Annotated in this window: 17 protein-coding genes; 10 read left to right on the top strand and 7 right to left on the bottom strand. The window is 55.7% G+C overall.

The genetic code is table 11. The features are described from left to right. Window positions 1-40: 40 nt before the first annotated feature. The 3 genes from B9K09_RS00165 to B9K09_RS00155 form a co-directional block, all read right to left on the bottom strand. The gene (locus tag B9K09_RS00165; RefSeq protein WP_087514880.1) at window positions 41-598 is read right to left on the bottom strand and encodes an L-threonylcarbamoyladenylate synthase; all 558 of its coding nucleotides are present in this window, start codon (window positions 596-598) and stop codon (window positions 41-43) included. Between the two features lie 57 nt (window positions 599-655). Beyond that, window positions 656-1759: a DNA-processing protein DprA gene (gene dprA, locus B9K09_RS00160; protein WP_087514879.1), complete on the bottom strand. Its 1104-nt coding sequence runs from the start codon at window positions 1757-1759 to the stop codon at window positions 656-658. Between the two features lie 89 nt (window positions 1760-1848). Next, complete coding sequence (locus B9K09_RS00155; RefSeq protein ID WP_087514878.1) at window positions 1849-2874, bottom strand: LysM peptidoglycan-binding domain-containing protein; 1026 nt, start codon at window positions 2872-2874, stop codon at window positions 1849-1851. 153 nt (window positions 2875-3027) lie between these two features. Between B9K09_RS00155 and def the strand changes: the two genes are divergently transcribed. The 5 genes from def to B9K09_RS00130 all read left to right on the top strand — a co-directional run bounded on the left by def (window position 3028) and on the right by B9K09_RS00130 (window position 7607). Continuing rightward, complete coding sequence (gene def / locus B9K09_RS00150; protein ID WP_087518910.1) at window positions 3028-3534, top strand: peptide deformylase; 507 nt, start codon at window positions 3028-3030, stop codon at window positions 3532-3534. Between the two features lie 91 nt (window positions 3535-3625). Then, complete coding sequence (gene fmt, locus B9K09_RS00145; RefSeq protein ID WP_087514877.1) at window positions 3626-4567, top strand: methionyl-tRNA formyltransferase; 942 nt, start codon at window positions 3626-3628, stop codon at window positions 4565-4567. Then, complete coding sequence (gene rsmB, locus B9K09_RS00140; RefSeq protein WP_087514876.1) at window positions 4567-5880, top strand: 16S rRNA (cytosine(967)-C(5))-methyltransferase RsmB; 1314 nt, start codon at window positions 4567-4569, stop codon at window positions 5878-5880. The genes fmt and rsmB overlap by 1 nt, the downstream gene beginning before the upstream one ends. 12 nt (window positions 5881-5892) lie before the next feature. After that, window positions 5893-7266, top strand: coding sequence for a Trk system potassium transporter TrkA (gene trkA, locus B9K09_RS00135; protein ID WP_087514875.1), 1374 nt, complete (start codon window positions 5893-5895; stop codon window positions 7264-7266). A gap of 20 nt (window positions 7267-7286) precedes the next feature. Next, the gene (locus tag B9K09_RS00130; RefSeq protein ID WP_087514874.1) at window positions 7287-7607 is read left to right on the top strand and encodes a tetratricopeptide repeat protein; all 321 of its coding nucleotides are present in this window, start codon (window positions 7287-7289) and stop codon (window positions 7605-7607) included. A gap of 65 nt (window positions 7608-7672) precedes the next feature. On the opposite strand, the gene B9K09_RS00125 is transcribed toward B9K09_RS00130, so the two are convergent. The 4 genes from B9K09_RS00125 to B9K09_RS00110 form a co-directional block, all read right to left on the bottom strand. Further along, a complete protein-coding gene (locus B9K09_RS00125; protein ID WP_087514873.1) occupies window positions 7673-8326 on the bottom strand; it encodes a 7-cyano-7-deazaguanine/7-aminomethyl-7-deazaguanine transporter in 654 nt (217 codons plus the stop codon). 126 nt (window positions 8327-8452) lie between these two features. Beyond that, window positions 8453-8716, bottom strand: coding sequence for a PilZ domain-containing protein (locus B9K09_RS00120; RefSeq protein ID WP_087514872.1), 264 nt, complete (start codon window positions 8714-8716; stop codon window positions 8453-8455). A gap of 71 nt (window positions 8717-8787) precedes the next feature. Further along, complete coding sequence (locus B9K09_RS00115; RefSeq protein ID WP_087514871.1) at window positions 8788-9675, bottom strand: lysophospholipid acyltransferase; 888 nt, start codon at window positions 9673-9675, stop codon at window positions 8788-8790. Window positions 9676-9742: 67 nt separating this feature from the next. Beyond that, window positions 9743-10297 carry a DNA-3-methyladenine glycosylase I gene (locus B9K09_RS00110; RefSeq protein ID WP_087514870.1) on the bottom strand — a complete coding sequence of 185 codons (555 nt, stop codon included), beginning with the start codon at window positions 10295-10297 and terminating at the stop codon, window positions 9743-9745. Between the two features lie 84 nt (window positions 10298-10381). Here B9K09_RS00110 and glyQ point away from each other — a divergent pair, with 84 nt between their 5' ends. From glyQ to B9K09_RS00085, 5 genes are all read left to right on the top strand, one after another. Continuing rightward, window positions 10382-11329: a glycine--tRNA ligase subunit alpha gene (gene glyQ, locus B9K09_RS00105; RefSeq protein WP_087514869.1), complete on the top strand. Its 948-nt coding sequence runs from the start codon at window positions 10382-10384 to the stop codon at window positions 11327-11329. Continuing rightward, window positions 11326-13380, top strand: coding sequence for a glycine--tRNA ligase subunit beta (glyS, locus tag B9K09_RS00100; RefSeq protein ID WP_087514868.1), 2055 nt, complete (start codon window positions 11326-11328; stop codon window positions 13378-13380). The genes glyQ and glyS overlap by 4 nt, the downstream gene beginning before the upstream one ends. 77 nt (window positions 13381-13457) lie before the next feature. Then, complete coding sequence (gmhB, locus tag B9K09_RS00095) at window positions 13458-13991, top strand: D-glycero-beta-D-manno-heptose 1,7-bisphosphate 7-phosphatase (RefSeq protein WP_087514867.1); 534 nt, start codon at window positions 13458-13460, stop codon at window positions 13989-13991. A gap of 32 nt (window positions 13992-14023) precedes the next feature. Next, on the top strand, window positions 14024-14797 hold the full coding sequence (locus B9K09_RS00090; protein WP_087514866.1) for a 1-acyl-sn-glycerol-3-phosphate acyltransferase: 774 nt from the start codon (window positions 14024-14026) through the stop codon (window positions 14795-14797). A 461-nt stretch (window positions 14798-15258) separates the two neighbouring features. Beyond that, window positions 15259-15642: a hypothetical protein gene (locus B9K09_RS00085; protein WP_087514865.1), complete on the top strand. Its 384-nt coding sequence runs from the start codon at window positions 15259-15261 to the stop codon at window positions 15640-15642. The last annotated feature ends 843 nt before the right edge of the window (window positions 15643-16485 follow it).

The raw sequence follows: 16485 nt of genomic DNA, 5'->3' as shown, positions 1-16485 counted from the left end.
CACACAGGTGAGTGACTGGTGTGAGCGTAAGCAGCGCTGCTTAGGAGGGCCGCACTACGTCGCCACTGATCAAGTCGCGAATCAGGCTCGGGTTCTTGCGTCCACCCAAAACACCATTCAAGACCTTGTCGAGCTGGCGTGGAAAGTACTGCTCGATACGCAAACGACTGCGCGCCGCAGGACGACCCGCAGGATTGGCGGAGGTCGAAACCAGCGGGCCGGTGAGGGCGCATAACTCACGCACTAATGGATGATCACTGACGCGCAAGGCAACGCTGTTGTGCTGGCCGGTAATCCATTCAGGCAAACGATCCTGATGCGGCACCAGCCACGTAGTAGGTCCCGGCCACATACTGGCCAAGCGGTCTTGCCAGATGTCCGGCAAGTCTTCGATAAGAAAGTCAAACTGGTGAATATTGTCCGCAACCAAAATCAGGCCTTTGTGCATCGGCCGATTTTTTAGCGCCAGCAAACGCTCAACTGCCAGTTCATCCCACGGATCGCAGCCCAGCCCCCAGACTGCCTCAGTCGGATAGGCAATTACCCCCCCTTGCATCACCACCCGCGCGGCTTGTTGTACTTGCCAGCTATTGACCATCAATCGTGCTCCATTGAACCCATGCAACGCAGTGTATCTAAGCCCCGGAACAATTGACTAGCGCGCATACCAACGGCCCGCCTCACAACTCACACGGCCTTCGAGCTCAAACTCAGTTAACGCCGCCAGCACATCAGATAAAGGCCACCCGCTGGAAAGCACCAAAACTTCAGTGCTTTGCGGCGCTGCGAATAACAGATCAAGCAACGGGTGCCTGGCTGGAGCAGGGCACTCAGCACTTGAAGAGATTTGCTGCCAACCGCGTAGAGCTTCAAGAATATGCTCGATGCTCTCGACCAAAGAGGCGCCATCGCGAATCAACTGATGACAGCCCCGTGCACCCGGATGATGAATTGAACCCGGAATCGCATACACCTCACGGCCTTGCTCGGCGGCCAGGCGCGCAGTGATCAACGAACCGCTCGACGGACTGGCCTCGACCACCAGCACACCCAAGGATAAGCCACTGATTATGCGATTTCGCCTGGGGAAATTACTCGCATGCGCCGGGCTGTTCAGCGGTAGCTCAGACACCAGCGCGCCGCCGTTGGTAACAATATCGGCTGCTAATCTGCGGTGGCGGGCAGGGTACATGTGCTGCAAACCGGTTCCGAGCACCGCAACCGTTTTACCCTGAGCATCCAAGGCGCCCTGATGCGCGGCGCCATCAATACCCAAAGCCAAGCCACTGGTGATCACAAAACCGCCAGCCGCCAGGCTCTTGGCAAAGCTGTGCGCGGTATCTAAACCGGGAGCTGAAGCGCGGCGGCTACCAACCATGGCCAGTTGTGGCAACTCAAGCAAGCTGGCATCACCGCGAATAAACAACAGCGGTGGTGCATCGCTAAGCTCAGCCAACAGCGCCGGATAGCGGTCTGAATCCCACATCAACAACTGGTTGTCCGGGTCCTCCAGCCATTGCAAGGTCGTATTGGCCTGCTCGCGTACCTCGCTGCTGCGCCGAGCATCGCTACAAGCAGCGGGCAACCCAAGTGTTCTCCAGGCAGAGGCGGGCGCACTTAGCGCAGAAGAGGCCGAGTCGAAGGCGCTGAGGAGTTTTTTGAAACGCTTGGGGCCGAGTTCAGGCAAGCAATGCAAGCGGATCCGAGCTTCAGTCTCGGCAGGGGAAGGTGCAGCGGTTTTGCTGAGATGTTGCGACATACTGATCATCCTTGATCGGTCGCGTCATACGCCGCTGGAATGCGCCGGCGTATGACTTAAAAGCCCAGCTGTTGCTGGGCTTTCGAGAGTTACGGGTTACGCACCTTGTCGAGCACAGCCAAGTTGCGGTTGGCATGCAGAATCAAACCATAGCTGAGCTTGTTATAGGTGCGGAACACCATCATCAAACCCGCTCTTTCGTCTGGAATCTTGATTGAGTCACCGGTCACGCGATCCCGTACGGTCTCACCGGTCTTGTAGACGGCCAACACGTTGCCCACAACCAGACCTTCACGCGAACCCTTGTTGATGGTCACTACATCAAACTGACCAATCTGATTGACGCCGCGAGGTACATCGATAATCAAGCCTTTGACTTCGCCAGCAGGCTCGCTCGGCATGAATGTCGAGTCGATCGCACGCTCTTCGTTCACAAACAAGCGGTCGCCATTGCGCACTTCCTGCGTACTGCGACGCAACTCCATGGTGCCTATGTCGCCTTCTTCAGCAACAATCTCACCGCCGCCGATGTCATCGGCATTGATACCGAGGAACTCTTTGGTTTCTGGATCGAAGTAGCTCTTGCCCTTACGGAAAATCCCGTAGTTCGGTGTAGTCGTGCTGAACTTGCCACGTGCATATATACGGTCGCCCGCGCCACTGACAACGCGCTCGGCGTCACCCGCAACAATATAAGGTGCGCGTTCGAAGTCTTTTGGGTCATCAATAATGCGGTTGTACAGCAAGAAACTGTTGATGGCTTCCAGCGGAATAGCTGGAATAGCTTCAGCCATCGGCGTGCTGCGCACTTTTGGCGACAGTTTGATGGTGCCACGTGAAGCGCCGCGATTAAGCATCAAACGTGGCTGACCGTCGACATACACCAGGCTCAGCGTATCGCCAGGATAGATAAGGTGCGGGTTTTCAACCTGTGGGTTAGCGTGCCAAATCTCAGGCCACTTCCAGGGTTCACGCAGGAATCTACCGGAGATATCCCATAGAGTATCGCCCTTGACCACTGTGTAACGGTCCGGATGGCCGTCCTTAAGTTGCACATCTGCCTGGGCCAAACCGCTAGCTGCAAGGAGCAGCAAAGCGAGTAGTGATTTCCTCATGCGGTGAATCCCTTTATTATGTGTCTTCTGTGGAGCGCCCTAGCGCTGCAACGTAACCCCAATAGAAATGCGGCGTTAAGCCGCTTTTCAATGCTGCGCAACATCTTAGCAGCGGATTTTGACTTTATTCCACAAGTGCATCACACAACGCATATGGCGATTTTAAACATCCTCGAATTTCCCGATCCACGTTTACGTACCATTGCTAAGCCAGTGGACGTAGTCGATGACGATTTGCGCCAGCTAATCGACGACATGTTTGAAACCATGTATGAAGCGCCGGGCATCGGTCTTGCTGCCACGCAAGTCAATGTTCATAAGCGTTTGGTGGTTATGGACCTGTCTGAAGATCGCTCCGAACCACGGGTTTTTATCAACCCGGAGTTCGAGTCACTGACCGAAGAAATGGACCAATATCAGGAAGGTTGTCTCTCGGTTCCCGGTTTTTACGAAAATGTTGACCGTCCGCAGAAAGTTAAGATCAAAGCGCTCGATCGCGACGGCCAACCCTATGAGCTAATTGCCGAAGGTTTGCTCGCCGTGTGCATTCAGCACGAGTGCGACCACCTCAATGGCAAGCTGTTTGTCGATTACCTGTCTACGCTCAAGCGTGACCGGATTAAAAAGAAGCTGGAAAAGCAGCACCGTCAGCAGGCTTGATCGATGACTTTCAAAGGCTTGCTGCGGCAAGCCTTTTTATTTGCAGCAGGTAAGGGCGGTTAACCCCCGCGCCTGAGTTTAGCGAGAACCCATGACTGACCCTTTACGCATCATTTTTGCTGGCACCCCGGAATTTGCTGCAGAGCACCTCAAAGCCCTGCTTGGCACTGACCACAAGATCATCGCGGTGTACACCCAGCCTGATCGGCCATCCGGTCGCGGGCAAAAGCTGATGCCGAGCCCGGTCAAGCAACTCGCCCTACAACATGAAATACCGGTGTATCAGCCACAAACACTGCGCGACAGCGACGCCCAGGCACAGCTGGCAGCACTTAACGCCGACTTGATGGTGGTGGTGGCCTACGGCTTGATCTTGCCGCAAGTAGTGCTTGATACCCCGCGTCTGGGTTGCATCAACAGCCACGCCTCCTTGCTGCCGCGCTGGCGTGGCGCGGCTCCGATCCAGCGGGCGATTGAGGCGGGCGATGCTGAATCCGGCGTCACCGTGATGCAGATGGAGGCTGGCCTCGATACCGGCCCGATGCTGCTCAAGGTCAGCACACCCATTACCGCCGAAGACACCGGCGGCAGCCTGCATGATCGCTTAGCTCGTCTCGGGCCCGATGCGGTCATTGAAGCGGTCAAGGGTTTGGCCGCGGGTTCGCTGGTTGGCGAGATTCAGGATGACAGCCTGGCAACCTACGCGCACAAGCTCAACAAAGAACAGGCACGTATCGACTGGACGCGCCCGGCTGATGAGCTGCAACGCCTGATTCGCGCATTTAACCCGACGCCGATCTGCCACAGCACGCTCAATGAGGCGCCAATAAAGGTGCTCAGCGCCGAGTGTTGCGCCGGTGAAGGCGCGCCGGGGGTTATTCTCGACGCGAGCAAACACGGCCTGACCGTCGCATGCGGCAGCGGTGCACTGTTACTCACTCGCCTGCAGTTGCCGGGTGGCAAAGCACTCAATTTCGCCGACCTCTACAACAGCCGTCGTGAGCACTTCACCGTCGGCGTGGTATTGGTTTGATGAACCCACGTCTCGCCGCCGCCAAAGCACTTAGCGCAGTGCTGTCCGGTAAAGCTTCATTGGGCAGCAGCCTGCCGCCGCAACTGGATAAAGTTGAGCCACGTGATCGCGGCCTCACCCAAGAGCTGGCCTTTGGCGCCGCGCGTTGGCAGCCACGGCTGTCAGCGCTGGCCGAGAAACTTTTGCAAAAGCCGTTCAAGGCAGCCGACAAAGATGTTGAAGCCCTGCTGCTGGTCGGCCTGTATCAGCTGCTCTATACCCGTGTGCCGGCACATGCCGCTTTGGGTGAAACCGTAGGCTGCGCCGACAAGCTGAAAAAGCCGTGGGCCAAGGGCCTGCTCAACGCCGTATTGCGCCGCGCCCAGCGTGAAGCCGAACCGCTGCTGGCCGAGATGCAAAACGACCCAATGGTGCGCACTGCACACCCACGCTGGCTGCAAAAATCGCTGAAAGCATTCTGGCCCGAACACTGGGAAGCCATCTGCGCAGCCAACAACGCCCATCCGCCGTTGATATTGCGCGTCAATCGTCGCCATGGCAGCCGCGATTCCTACCTGCAAGAACTACAAACAGCCGGTATAGAAGCCGCTGCCTGCACGTTCAGCCGTGATGGCATTCGGCTGATCCAGGCTTGCGACGTCACCACACTGCCCGGTTTCGCTGAAGGCCGAGTGAGCGTGCAAGATGAAGCCGCACAACTGGCCGCTGACCTGCTCGAGCTCGCACCGGGCCAGCGGGTTCTCGATGCCTGCTGTGCACCTGGCGGCAAAACCTGCCACATCCTCGAAGCTGAGCCCAAACTGGCCGGTGTGGTCGCGCTTGATCTAGAACCCAAGCGACTGGTGCGGGTACGCGAAAACCTGGCGCGCCTAAAGTTAGATGCCGAACTGATTGCCGCCGACGGTCGGGCTGTGGATAAGTGGTGGGATGGCCAGCAATTTCAGCGCATCCTGCTCGACGCACCTTGTTCTGCAACCGGGGTTATCCGTCGTCACCCTGATATTAAAATCGCCCGCCAGCCGGAAGATATTCCAGCGCTGGCAGAGCTACAGGGCGAGTTGCTTGATGCGCTTTGGCCAACACTGGCCGTTGGCGGCATCATGCTTTACGCCACGTGCTCGACCTTACCGACAGAAAACACGCAAGTGATTGAAGCCTTCCTGGCGCGGACGCCGGGCGCTCGCGAACTCGATATTGCCGGGCCTTTTGGCCTGCCACAGCCCCATGGCCGTCAATTGCTTGCACAAGAAGATGGGCATGACGGTTTTTACTATGCCAAGCTGATCAAGATCGCCGCGACACCCCGCGGCTGAGGAAGGAATCGGATGAAAATCATCATTCTTGGTGCCGGGCAAGTAGGCGGCACGCTGGCAGAACACCTGGCCAGCGAAGCCAATGACATTACAGTGGTCGACACCGACGGCGACCGCTTGCGTGATCTCGGTGATCGTCTGGATATTCGCACCGTACAAGGTCGCGGCTCGTTCCCAACTGTCTTGCGCCAAGCGGGTGCCGACGATGCTGACATGCTGGTCGCCGTGACCAACAGTGACGAGATCAACATGATCGCCTGTCAGGTCGCCTACACCTTGTTCCACACCCCGACCAAAATCGCTCGTGTGCGCGAGGCGGCCTACCTGACCCGCAGCGGTCTGTTCGACAATGAAGCCATTCCAGTCGACGTGCTGATCAGCCCCGAGCAAGTTGTCACCAACTACATCAAGCGCCTGATCGAATACCCGGGTGCGCTGCAGGTTATTGACTTCGCTGGCGGCAAAGCCCAGTTGGTCGCGGTCAAAGCCTATTACGGCGGCCCGCTGGTAGGCCAACAGTTGCGCCAACTGCGCGAGCACATGCCCAACGTCGACACCCGAGTTGCCGCGATTTTCCGACGCAACCGGCCAATCATGCCCAAGGGCGACACCGTGATCGAGGCCGATGATGAGGTGTTCTTCATCGCCGCCAAAGCACACATCCGCGCTGTAATGAGCGAGATGCGCCGCCTTGAAGACAGCTACAAAAAGATCGTCATTGCCGGTGGTGGCCATATTGGTGAGCGCTTGGCAGAAGCCATCGAAAGCCGCTACCAAGTGAAGATCATCGAGATGAACCCAGCGCGTTGCCGCTACCTCTCGGAGACTTTGGACAGCACCATCGTGCTGCAGGGCAGCGCCTCGGATCGTGATTTGCTGGTTGAAGAAAACATCAACGATGCAGATATCTTCCTCGCACTGACCAACGACGACGAAGCCAACATCATGTCGTCGCTCTTGGCCAAGCGCATGGGCGCGCGCAAGGTGATGACCATCATCAACAACCCGGCCTACGTCGATTTGGTGCAAGGCGGGGATATTGATATCGCCATCAGTCCGCAACTGGCAACCATCGGCACCTTGCTCACCCACGTACGCCGTGGCGATATCGAAAGCGTGCATTCCCTGCGCCGTGGTGCTGCCGAGGCAATCGAGATGATTGCCCACGGCGATGCCAAGTCAAGCAAAGTGGTTGGGCGCGAGATCGGCAACATCAACCTGCCACCCGGCACCACCATCGGTGCGGTTATTCGCGATGAAGAAGTCCTGATCGCCCACGACAACACCATGATCCAGAGCGGCGACCACGTGATTCTGTTCCTCGTCGACAAGAAGTACATCCGCGATGCCGAGAGCTTGTTTCAGGTCGGCTTGACCTTCTTCTAAGGAACCAGACGGGAAGCCTAATGCTTGAATCACTGGAAAAAATGCTCGCCAAGGGTGTGGATAACTCATTGCTGCGCTTCGGCCTCGGCAAGGGTTATCTCGATGCCGACAATGCCGCGCGGGCGGCTGAGCATTTGCAGCGCTGTGTTGAGCTTGATCCCAAGTATTCCGCCGCCTGGAAGTTGCTTGGCAAAGCACTGCTCAACAACGACCAGCCAGACGCCGCACGCAAAGCATGGGAGCAGGGCATAGCCGCTGCGCAAGCACATGGAGACAAGCAAGCGGAGAAGGAAATGAGCGTTTTTTTGCGCAAGCTGGATAAGCTCAACAGCCCGTCTTGACCCATATTTAGCCAATAAAAAAGCCCGGCGATGATTAACTCAAGCCGGGCTTTTTATTGATTGGCTCAGCGCGCTGGCGCTGTACGCCCTTCGAGTAGACGGGCAATCGCCCCGAGTAATACTCCGTAGAGCGGCACGAACAGCACCAAGCTCACGGCCAGTTTGATCGCGTAGTCGACGCTGGCAATCTCGACCCAATGCTCAGCCATAAACGGGTCACTGCTTTGCCAGAAGGCGATAGAGAAGAACACAAAGGTGTCGAGCAAGTTACCCAGAACCGTCGAGGCAGTCGGGGCAACCCACCACTGACGCAGGCGGCGCATACGGTCAAACACCTGAATATCCAGCAACTGACCCAGCACATAAGCGCAGAAACTCGCCAGCGCGATACGGCCAACGAATACGTTGAACTCTTGCAGCGTAGCGAAGCCCGAGAACGCGCCGTCTTTAAACAGCACCGACACCACGTATGAGGCCACCAGCGCAGGCAACATCACCCGCGCAATCACTTTGCGCGCCGGGGCTTTGCCCAATAAGCGCACGGTCAGGTCGGTGGCGAGAAAGATAAACGGGAAGCTAAACGCGCCCCACGTGGTGTGCCAGCCGAAAAGGGTTATCGGCAACTGCACCAAGTAGTTACTGGCGATGATAATCAAGATGTGAAACGCGATCAGCGCCACCAGCGCAGGTCGGCGGATCGAAGTCAGAGTCGTCTGCATGTAAGCCTTTTTAAGTTTTATGGGGTGAGGGAACCCATTTCGATAATGCTACGCCTAGGCAGCGCGCGGCATTCTAGCGAATACTTGACTCACAAGATAGGTTTTAAGCGATTTACGGACAATTGGTCACTCGGTGACGAAGCAAAGCCCCACGCCTTCGGCGTCAACCCGGGTCACCATCATCTGCAAAACAGGCGCTTCAATCGGCATGCCCTGTACCTGACCGGTGACTACATCGCCCAGCTTAAGCACGTGCAAGTCATCGTGCTTCACATAGACGCCACCATCAGACAGGTCTCGAGTCTGCGCGACAACGTCACCAAAACCTGGGTGACTGATTTTGATCATGCACTTCATCGCGGTACGCGGATGCTGGCGGTTGTTCGACATGACTCTGGCGATCCTCTGATTAATGGCTTGATAGCCTAAAGTCGCCAAGACCGACCTTAGGCGTAACTACATCAGTACCACTTAGCCTCACCCTCTGGGCGCTTCTTGAAGCGCTTCATGGTCCACATATACTGGCTTGGATAAGCCCGTACATAACGACCAATCACTTCGCTCATGGCGGCAACGCCAACCGCGATATCGTCGCTGTACATGGCTTCTGGCGCGGCTTCTAGAATGACTTTATAGCCGCTGCCGTCTTCAAGGCGCAGCGCATGCAGGAAAACACCAACGGCTTTGCCGCCGGTAAGCATGCTTGGCACAAACTTGCTGGTCAGTGCCACGGTGCCCAAAAAGGGTACGAATACACCGCTGGAAAGACTCGGTTCAGGGTCTGCTGGAATCCCCACTGAACCGCCTTTGCGAACTTCTTTGATGACGCTGAGGATGCCTTCCTTGGTCGAGGCAGCTACCCGATTCCCCATCTGCACGCGTTGCTTCTGTAGCAAGTCGTCCACCGCTTTGAGCTTCGGTGGACGATAGAAGATGATCGGTTTGCACTGCGAGCAGTAGAAGTGATTGAGCACCTCCCAATTGCCCAAATGGCTGGTGATACCCACCACGCCTTTCCCTGAGGCGAGGGCCTGTTCAAGCACCTCAAGACCTTCAACCTCACGAATCAGACCAAGCGACTTTTGCGCTGGCCAGATCCATGCACAGGCGCTTTCGGTCAAGGTTTGACTGATGCCCCGCAAGGTTTCGCCAAGTAATTTCTGATGCTCAGCCTCGTTAAGCTCCGGGAAGCACTTCTTCAGATTGGTGCTGGCGACTTCACGCGAGCCATTAGGCAGCTTGTACATCAACCAGCCGATTGCAGCACCCGTTGCTTGCACTGCGCGCCATGGCAGCAGGGCAAACAGGCGCAAAAAACCTACGACCAGCGCACCTTTGAACTTCTCCACAGGCCACTCCCCCCGAGATCAAAAAGCCTATTGTACCGTTCTACGCCCGCGCACGCTTATTTGCGGCTCACGCTTTAACCAGCTGTGGGTAACGAAAGCAGTCTGTGGTGTGGTCCATCACCATGCCGCTGGCCTGCATGAAGGCGTAGCAAATGGTTGGCCCGACAAAGTTAAACCCGGCCTTTTTCAGGGCTTTGCTCATGGCCTCGGCTTGCGGCGTGATGGCTGGGACTTCGGCGCGCTCGCTGAAATGGTTGATCAGTGGCTTGCCATCAACAAACGACCACAAGTACTTGGCTGGGTCCTCAAGCTTTAGCCACGCCAAGGCATTTTGCCGAACAGCCTTGAGCTTGAGGCGATTACGCACAATGCCAGGATCTTGCATTAATCCTTCGATTTCATCATCGCTCAGTTTGGCCAGACGCTTAACATCAAAGCCATGCAGAACCTCGCGGTAACGCTCACGCTTTTTCAGCACCGTGATCCACGACAAACCGGCCTGAAAACCCTCAAGCATCAGCAACTCGAAGAGCTTATCGGGGTCAGTAAGGGGCACACCCCATTCTTCATCGTGGTAAGCCATGTACAGCGGATCTTCAGAACACCAGAAACAACGAGTCATAAGACAATCCCTAGCAGGTCTAGGCCACGTGGTTTGCGGTATACTCCTGCTCTTTCTGTCGCAGCCAAAACAGGTGAATTTTTCGTGAGCCAGACTACGCCTGCCGTGCGCACCTTCCAAGATTTGATTCTCGCCCTGCAGAAATACTGGGCTGAGCAGGGCTGCGTTGTGTTGCAGCCATACGATATGGAAGTCGGTGCTGGCACTTTCCACACCGCTACATTCTTGCGTTCGATTGGTCCTGAGACCTGGAACGCCGCCTACGTACAGCCAAGCCGTCGCCCGGCTGATGGCCGTTATGGTGAGAACCCCAACCGTCTGCAGCATTACTACCAGTTTCAGGTGGTCTTGAAACCTAACCCGGAAAACTTCCAGGAGTTGTATCTGGGTTCGCTGCAAGCCATCGGTATCGACCCGCTGGTGCACGATATTCGTTTCGTTGAAGACAACTGGGAATCGCCAACACTCGGCGCCTGGGGTCTGGGCTGGGAAATCTGGCTCAACGGCATGGAAGTCACCCAATTCACCTACTTCCAGCAAGTCGGTGGCATTGAGTGCTACCCGGTCACAGGCGAGATCACCTACGGTCTTGAGCGTCTGGCCATGTACATTCAGGGCGTAGACTCGGTGTATGACCTGGTGTGGGCTGATGGCCCGTTCGGCAAAGTCACCTATGGCGATGTCTTCCACCAGAACGAAGTCGAGCAATCGACCTACAACTTCGAGCACGCCAACGTTGAGAAACTGTTTGAGCTGTTTGACTTCTATGAGTCCGAAGCCAACCGTTTGATCGAGCTTGAGTTGCCGCTGCCGACCTATGAAATGGTGCTCAAGGCTTCGCACACCTTCAACTTGCTGGATGCGCGCCGGGCGATCTCGGTAACTGCGCGCCAGCAATACATTCTGCGTGTACGTACACTGGCTCGCGCCGTTGCCCAAAGCTACCTGCAAGCTCGGGCCAAGCTCGGCTTCCCGCTCGCCACCCCTGAATTGCGTGATGAAGTACTGGCTAAGCTGGAGGCTGCAGAATGAGTGCACAAGACTTTCTGGTAGAACTTGGCACTGAAGAGTTGCCGCCAAAAGCCCTGAAAACTTTAGGCGAGTCATTTTTGTCCGGAGTTGAAAAAGGCCTGAAAGCGGCTGGCCTGAATTACGCCAAAGCCCGTTACTACGCCGCGCCACGCCGTTTGGCGGTGCTGGTTGAGCAGCTCGACACCGAGCAGCCTGATCGCGTGATGAACCTTGACGGCCCGCCAGTTAAAGCGGCGTTCGACGCCGAGGGTAATCCGACTCAAGCCGCGCTGGGCTTCGCCAACAAGTGCTGCGTTGACCTGTCCGAGATCGACGCCAGCGGTCCAAAGCTGCGTTTCAGCCAGACCATTGCCGGTAAACAAGCTGCGCAACTCTTGCCCGAGATTGTCGAAACCTCGCTCAACGACCTGCCAATTCCCAAGCGCATGCGCTGGGGTGCACGACGTACCGAGTTTGTACGTCCAAGCCAATGGCTGGTGATGCTGTTTGGCGACACCGTGCTTGATTGCGAGATTCTGGCGCAAACTGCCGGTCGGGTATCCCGTGGCCATCGCTTCCATCACAACACTGAAGTTGCCATCAGCGCACCCGCTAACTATGCCGAAGACCTGCGCAAAGCCTATGTAATTGCAGACTTTGCTGAGCGCCGTGAGCAAATCAGCAAGCGCGTTGAGCAACTGGCTGCCGAGCAAAACGGCACGGCGATCGTGCCTCCAGCGCTGCTTGATGAAGTCAGTGCGCTGGTTGAGTGGCCTGTGCCGCTGGTGTGCTCGTTTGAGGAGCGCTTCCTCGACGTGCCGCAAGAAGCCCTGATCACCACCATGCAGGACAATCAGAAGTACTTCTGCCTGCTCGATGCTGAAGGCAAGTTGCTGCCACGCTTTATCACCGTGGCTAACGTTGAAAGCAAAGACCCTGCGCAAATCATCTCGGGTAACGAGAAGGTTGTACGTCCGCGCCTGACTGATGCCGAGTTCTTCTTCAAGCAAGACAAAAAGCAGAAGCTCGAAACCTTCAACCAGCGTCTGGCTAACGTGGTGTTCCAGGCGCAGTTGGGCTCGGTCTACGACAAAGCCCAGCGTGTGTCGGCGCTGGCGGCTTACATCGCCGAGAAGATTGGCGGTGACTCCAAGCGTGCAGGCCGCGCTGGCTTGCTGTCGAAATGTGATCTGGCCAGTGAAATGGTCGGCGAGTTCCCTGAAATGCAGGGCATCGCTGGCTACTACTACGCCAAGCATGACGGTGAAGCGCAAGACGTTGCACTGGCATTGAACGAACAATACATGCCGCGCGGCGCTGGCGCTGAACTGCCAAGCACGCTGACCGGTGCAGCCGTAGCGCTGGCTGACAAGCTCGATACGCTGGTCGGTATCTTTGGTATCGGCATGCTGCCAACCGGCAGCAAAGATCCCTACGCACTGCGTCGTGCTGCGCTGGGCGTGCTGCGTATCCTGATCGAGAAAGAGCTTGAGCTGGATGTGACAGACGCCGTTGAATTCGCGATCAAGCAGTTCGGTAACAAAATCAAGACGGCTGGCCTCACCGCACAAGTGCAGGAGTTCATCTTTGACCGCCTGCGCGCGCGCTATGAGGACCAAGGTGTTGACGTTGCGGTTTACCAGGCTGTTCGCGCGGTAACCCCGGTCTCGCCACTCGACTTTGATCAGCGTGTGCAAGCGGTACAAGCGTTCCGCAAACTGCCTGAAGCTGAAGCGCTGGCTGCGGCCAATAAGCGCGTTTCGAACTTGCTCAGCAAAGCTGAAGGCAACATTGCCAAGAGCATTGCCGCGCATTACTTCGACAGCCCAAGCGAGTTCGCCCTCAACGCTGCAATTCAGCAGGCAGAGCAGGCAGTACAGCCGTTGGCGCAAGCGCGCATGTACAACGAAGCACTGGCCAAGCTGGCGACGCTGCGCACACCGGTAGACAGCTTCTTCGAGACCGTACTGGTCAACGCTGAAGACGCCAATGTGCGCGCCAACCGCTACGCCTTGCTGGCTAAGCTACGGGGTTTGTTCCTCGGTGTTGCGGACATCTCGGTCCTGAGCTGACGCAGGTTAACCGCGCGGCATGCCTGCCTAGACAGCAGCGCCGCGCGGTTAAGCTTTAAACACTAGAGAGATGCACCATGAAGCTACTCATTCTCGACCGCGACGGCGTGATCAATCACGACTCCGACGCGTACATCAAATCCGTTGAAGAATGGATTCCCATCCCCAGTTCGATCACCGCGATTGCCGACTTATCCAAAGCTGGCTGGACCATCGCGATTGCCACCAATCAATCAGGCATCGGACGCGGCTACTACGGCGTAGCTGAACTTGATGCCATGCACCAGCGCATGCGCCAACTGGTTGCAGAGCAGGGCGGTGAAATTGGCTTGATCCTGTATTGTCCACACGGGCCGGATGAAGGTTGCGCTTGCCGCAAGCCGAAACCAGGCATGCTCCACAGCATCGCCGCGCATTATGCGGTAGAACTGAAGGGCGTATGGTTTGTGGGTGACAGCAGTGGTGACCTGCAAGCGGCCACAACCGTCGATTGTCAGCCAGTTTTAGTAAAAACCGGCAAAGGCGAGCGCACACTGGCCAAAGGATTGCCAGCCAATACCTTGATATTCGATGATCTGGCAGCAGTTGCCAGACAATTACTTAATCAATAAAGCGCGGGTTGTCCGCGACGGTAAATGCACTTATGTCGACACTGCGGGCTATCAACATTTTATTCTTCTACATCCTGCTGGCGACCAGTTCATTTCTCTGGTGCACCCTGAGTTTTTTCATCGTGCCGTTCCTGTCATTTCGCGCACGCTACCGCTTCGTGAACCAGAACTGGTGCCGTTTTGCAGTTTGGCTAACCGGCGCCATGGTTGGTATCAAATACGAAGTCAAAGGCCTCGAGAATATCCCGGAGACGCCTTGCGTGATTCTCTCCAAGCACCAAAGCACCTGGGAAACCTTCTTTCTTTCGGCCTTGTTTGAGCCACTCAGCCAAGTGCTCAAGCGTGAGCTGTTGTATGTGCCGTTCTTCGGCTGGGCAATGGCCATGCTCAAGCCCATCGCAATTGACCGCAGTAACCCTAAGGCCGCACTCAAGCAGCTTGCAAAACAGGGCCATGAACGACTAAAGCTCGGCTGCTGGGTGCTGGTATTCCCTGAAGGCACGCGCATCCCAACCGGACAGATTGGCAAATTCTCACGCGGCGGCGCATCGCTTGCGGTGAATGCCAACTTGCCGGTTCTGCCAATCGCGCACGACGCTGGCAAGTACTGGCCCAAAGAGGGTTGGGCTAAAAAGCCGGGCACTATTCAGGTAATCATTGGCGGGCCAATGTACGCAGAAGGCACTGGCCCCCGCGCCATCGCCGAACTGAACGACCGGGCCTTCGCATGGGTAAGCCAGGCGCAGCGTGATATTGGCTGCTTGCGCGATGAAGCAGCTGCCAACCCGGTAGATCAGCCACTTTAGACAGGGTAAAAAACGCGGTGAATGCAGCGAGTCAGACTGCATTTTTTACTTTAATGATTTAGCCAATGACTTCAGACCACCGTCTCAAACCACCCTTGAGCGTTGGTAATAGCTGACTCGAGTTTTTGGCTAAACGTAGAAATAGCCCTGACTTAAGCCCACATCGTTAGACTAGTTCTTCATGGCCGCTGCTGATAACCGGCGCCACTCAAAACCCGCTCAAATCTGCCGTTTCTTCATATTCTTAGCGCTGCCAGCCGTTTCCGCTAACAAGGGCTGAAGCGCCACGCACAAGGGCTGCAGAACGGTACGCAGCCTAGCGGCGAAGCTTATCCTCGCCGCTAACTCGAAGACATGCGTCCTCTGGATGTGGCCAACAACTGGAATACCATTTCCTCATTTCTCTAAAGTAATCGTCTACGCTGACGAAGCACTTCCTAATACACATAGGAATAGCTTAGATGAACAGAACGCGATTACTGCTTTGCCAATTTCTGTACATTATTTTGGTTGGGCCGTACTCGGTGGCTGCTGCCCCGATGACCGGAAGTATCAATATACGAGGAATGATTGTTGAGCCTCCATGCAGCGCGAAGGTTTCAGCGGATCTCACGCTGAAGCTTCAAGGCTGTCCGTTAGTCATCTCCGCAGGCAACATGCTCGAGGTGAAACGCGTCGCCACAGTGACCCGTGTTGCAACGGCAAATGATTCCAGCGTCGAAGCCAAGCTCATCACCAACAAAGAGCCGCCCGACACTGAACATGGCCAGGAGTACGTACTGATCGATGCTGCGGGTGAGACGATTCGAACCGGTTCGTATGTGGTGACTATCAATTACCCGTGAAACACCGACTCAGCGTGCTGTTACCGAGGCGAGGGCACTGCTCAGCCAGTGCCTTGAGTGCAGTATTAGGCCGCCCCCCACATAACCATAGCGAACCAACCGGATCCGTCCGCCAGACTATGTTTGTCAGAGCATGTTGGCCAGGTCATGTTGGTCAGAATACGTTTAGTTAGGCTGTGTTTGTCAGCAAGCGCCGGAGGCTGAGCATCCTGGGTCAATCCTATCCCCTGTCGGGTAGCCTGCTGGCGCCAGAGCAAACCGTAGGCGCTGATACCTATCTCAACCGCAATCAATTGAGACTGAGCAGTCCTGCGCAGCCACAATTGCATTTTCAGAACGTTTAGCACGTCGGTTAACCCAGCATCTCCACCAGAAGCTAAGGGACTGGCTACTGGGCAGTATGGTTTGAGTGCCCGCAAATCATCCTGTTGCCACAATATAGTGTGCTGCAAATAGCTGTTACCAGACCGCTCTGATCTATGTCTTAGTCTTATTAGGCATGCTCATTGAGAGTTTGCTTAAGTACTTGCTCACTATTCCAAAGTTTGTATTGAATATACTTCCCTCCCAGCAGACACCCTCCATAAAGCATTAAACAATCGCATTTAGTGACGGCCATATAACATCAACCACTCTAATGATTGGTCTAAAAAAGAATAGTTCCGTTGTTTATACAGGTACTCCCATACCTATAGCTAAATTGATATCCATTTAGCTGCACATTGCCTGCATATCATTTTCATGGAGAATGAGTTTAATATACTAAAGTTACTTATAACCACGACCTAAACATCGCAAGACCTGTCTGTCACTGTCGTTTGTATTAATTATACAAAGAGCCAG

This window comes from Pseudomonas sp. M30-35 (genome assembly GCF_002163625.1).
Lineage (GTDB): Bacteria > Pseudomonadota > Gammaproteobacteria > Pseudomonadales > Pseudomonadaceae > Aquipseudomonas.
The sequence above is the reverse complement of the archived record's forward strand: the minus strand, read 5'-3'. Positions and strand labels throughout refer to the sequence as shown.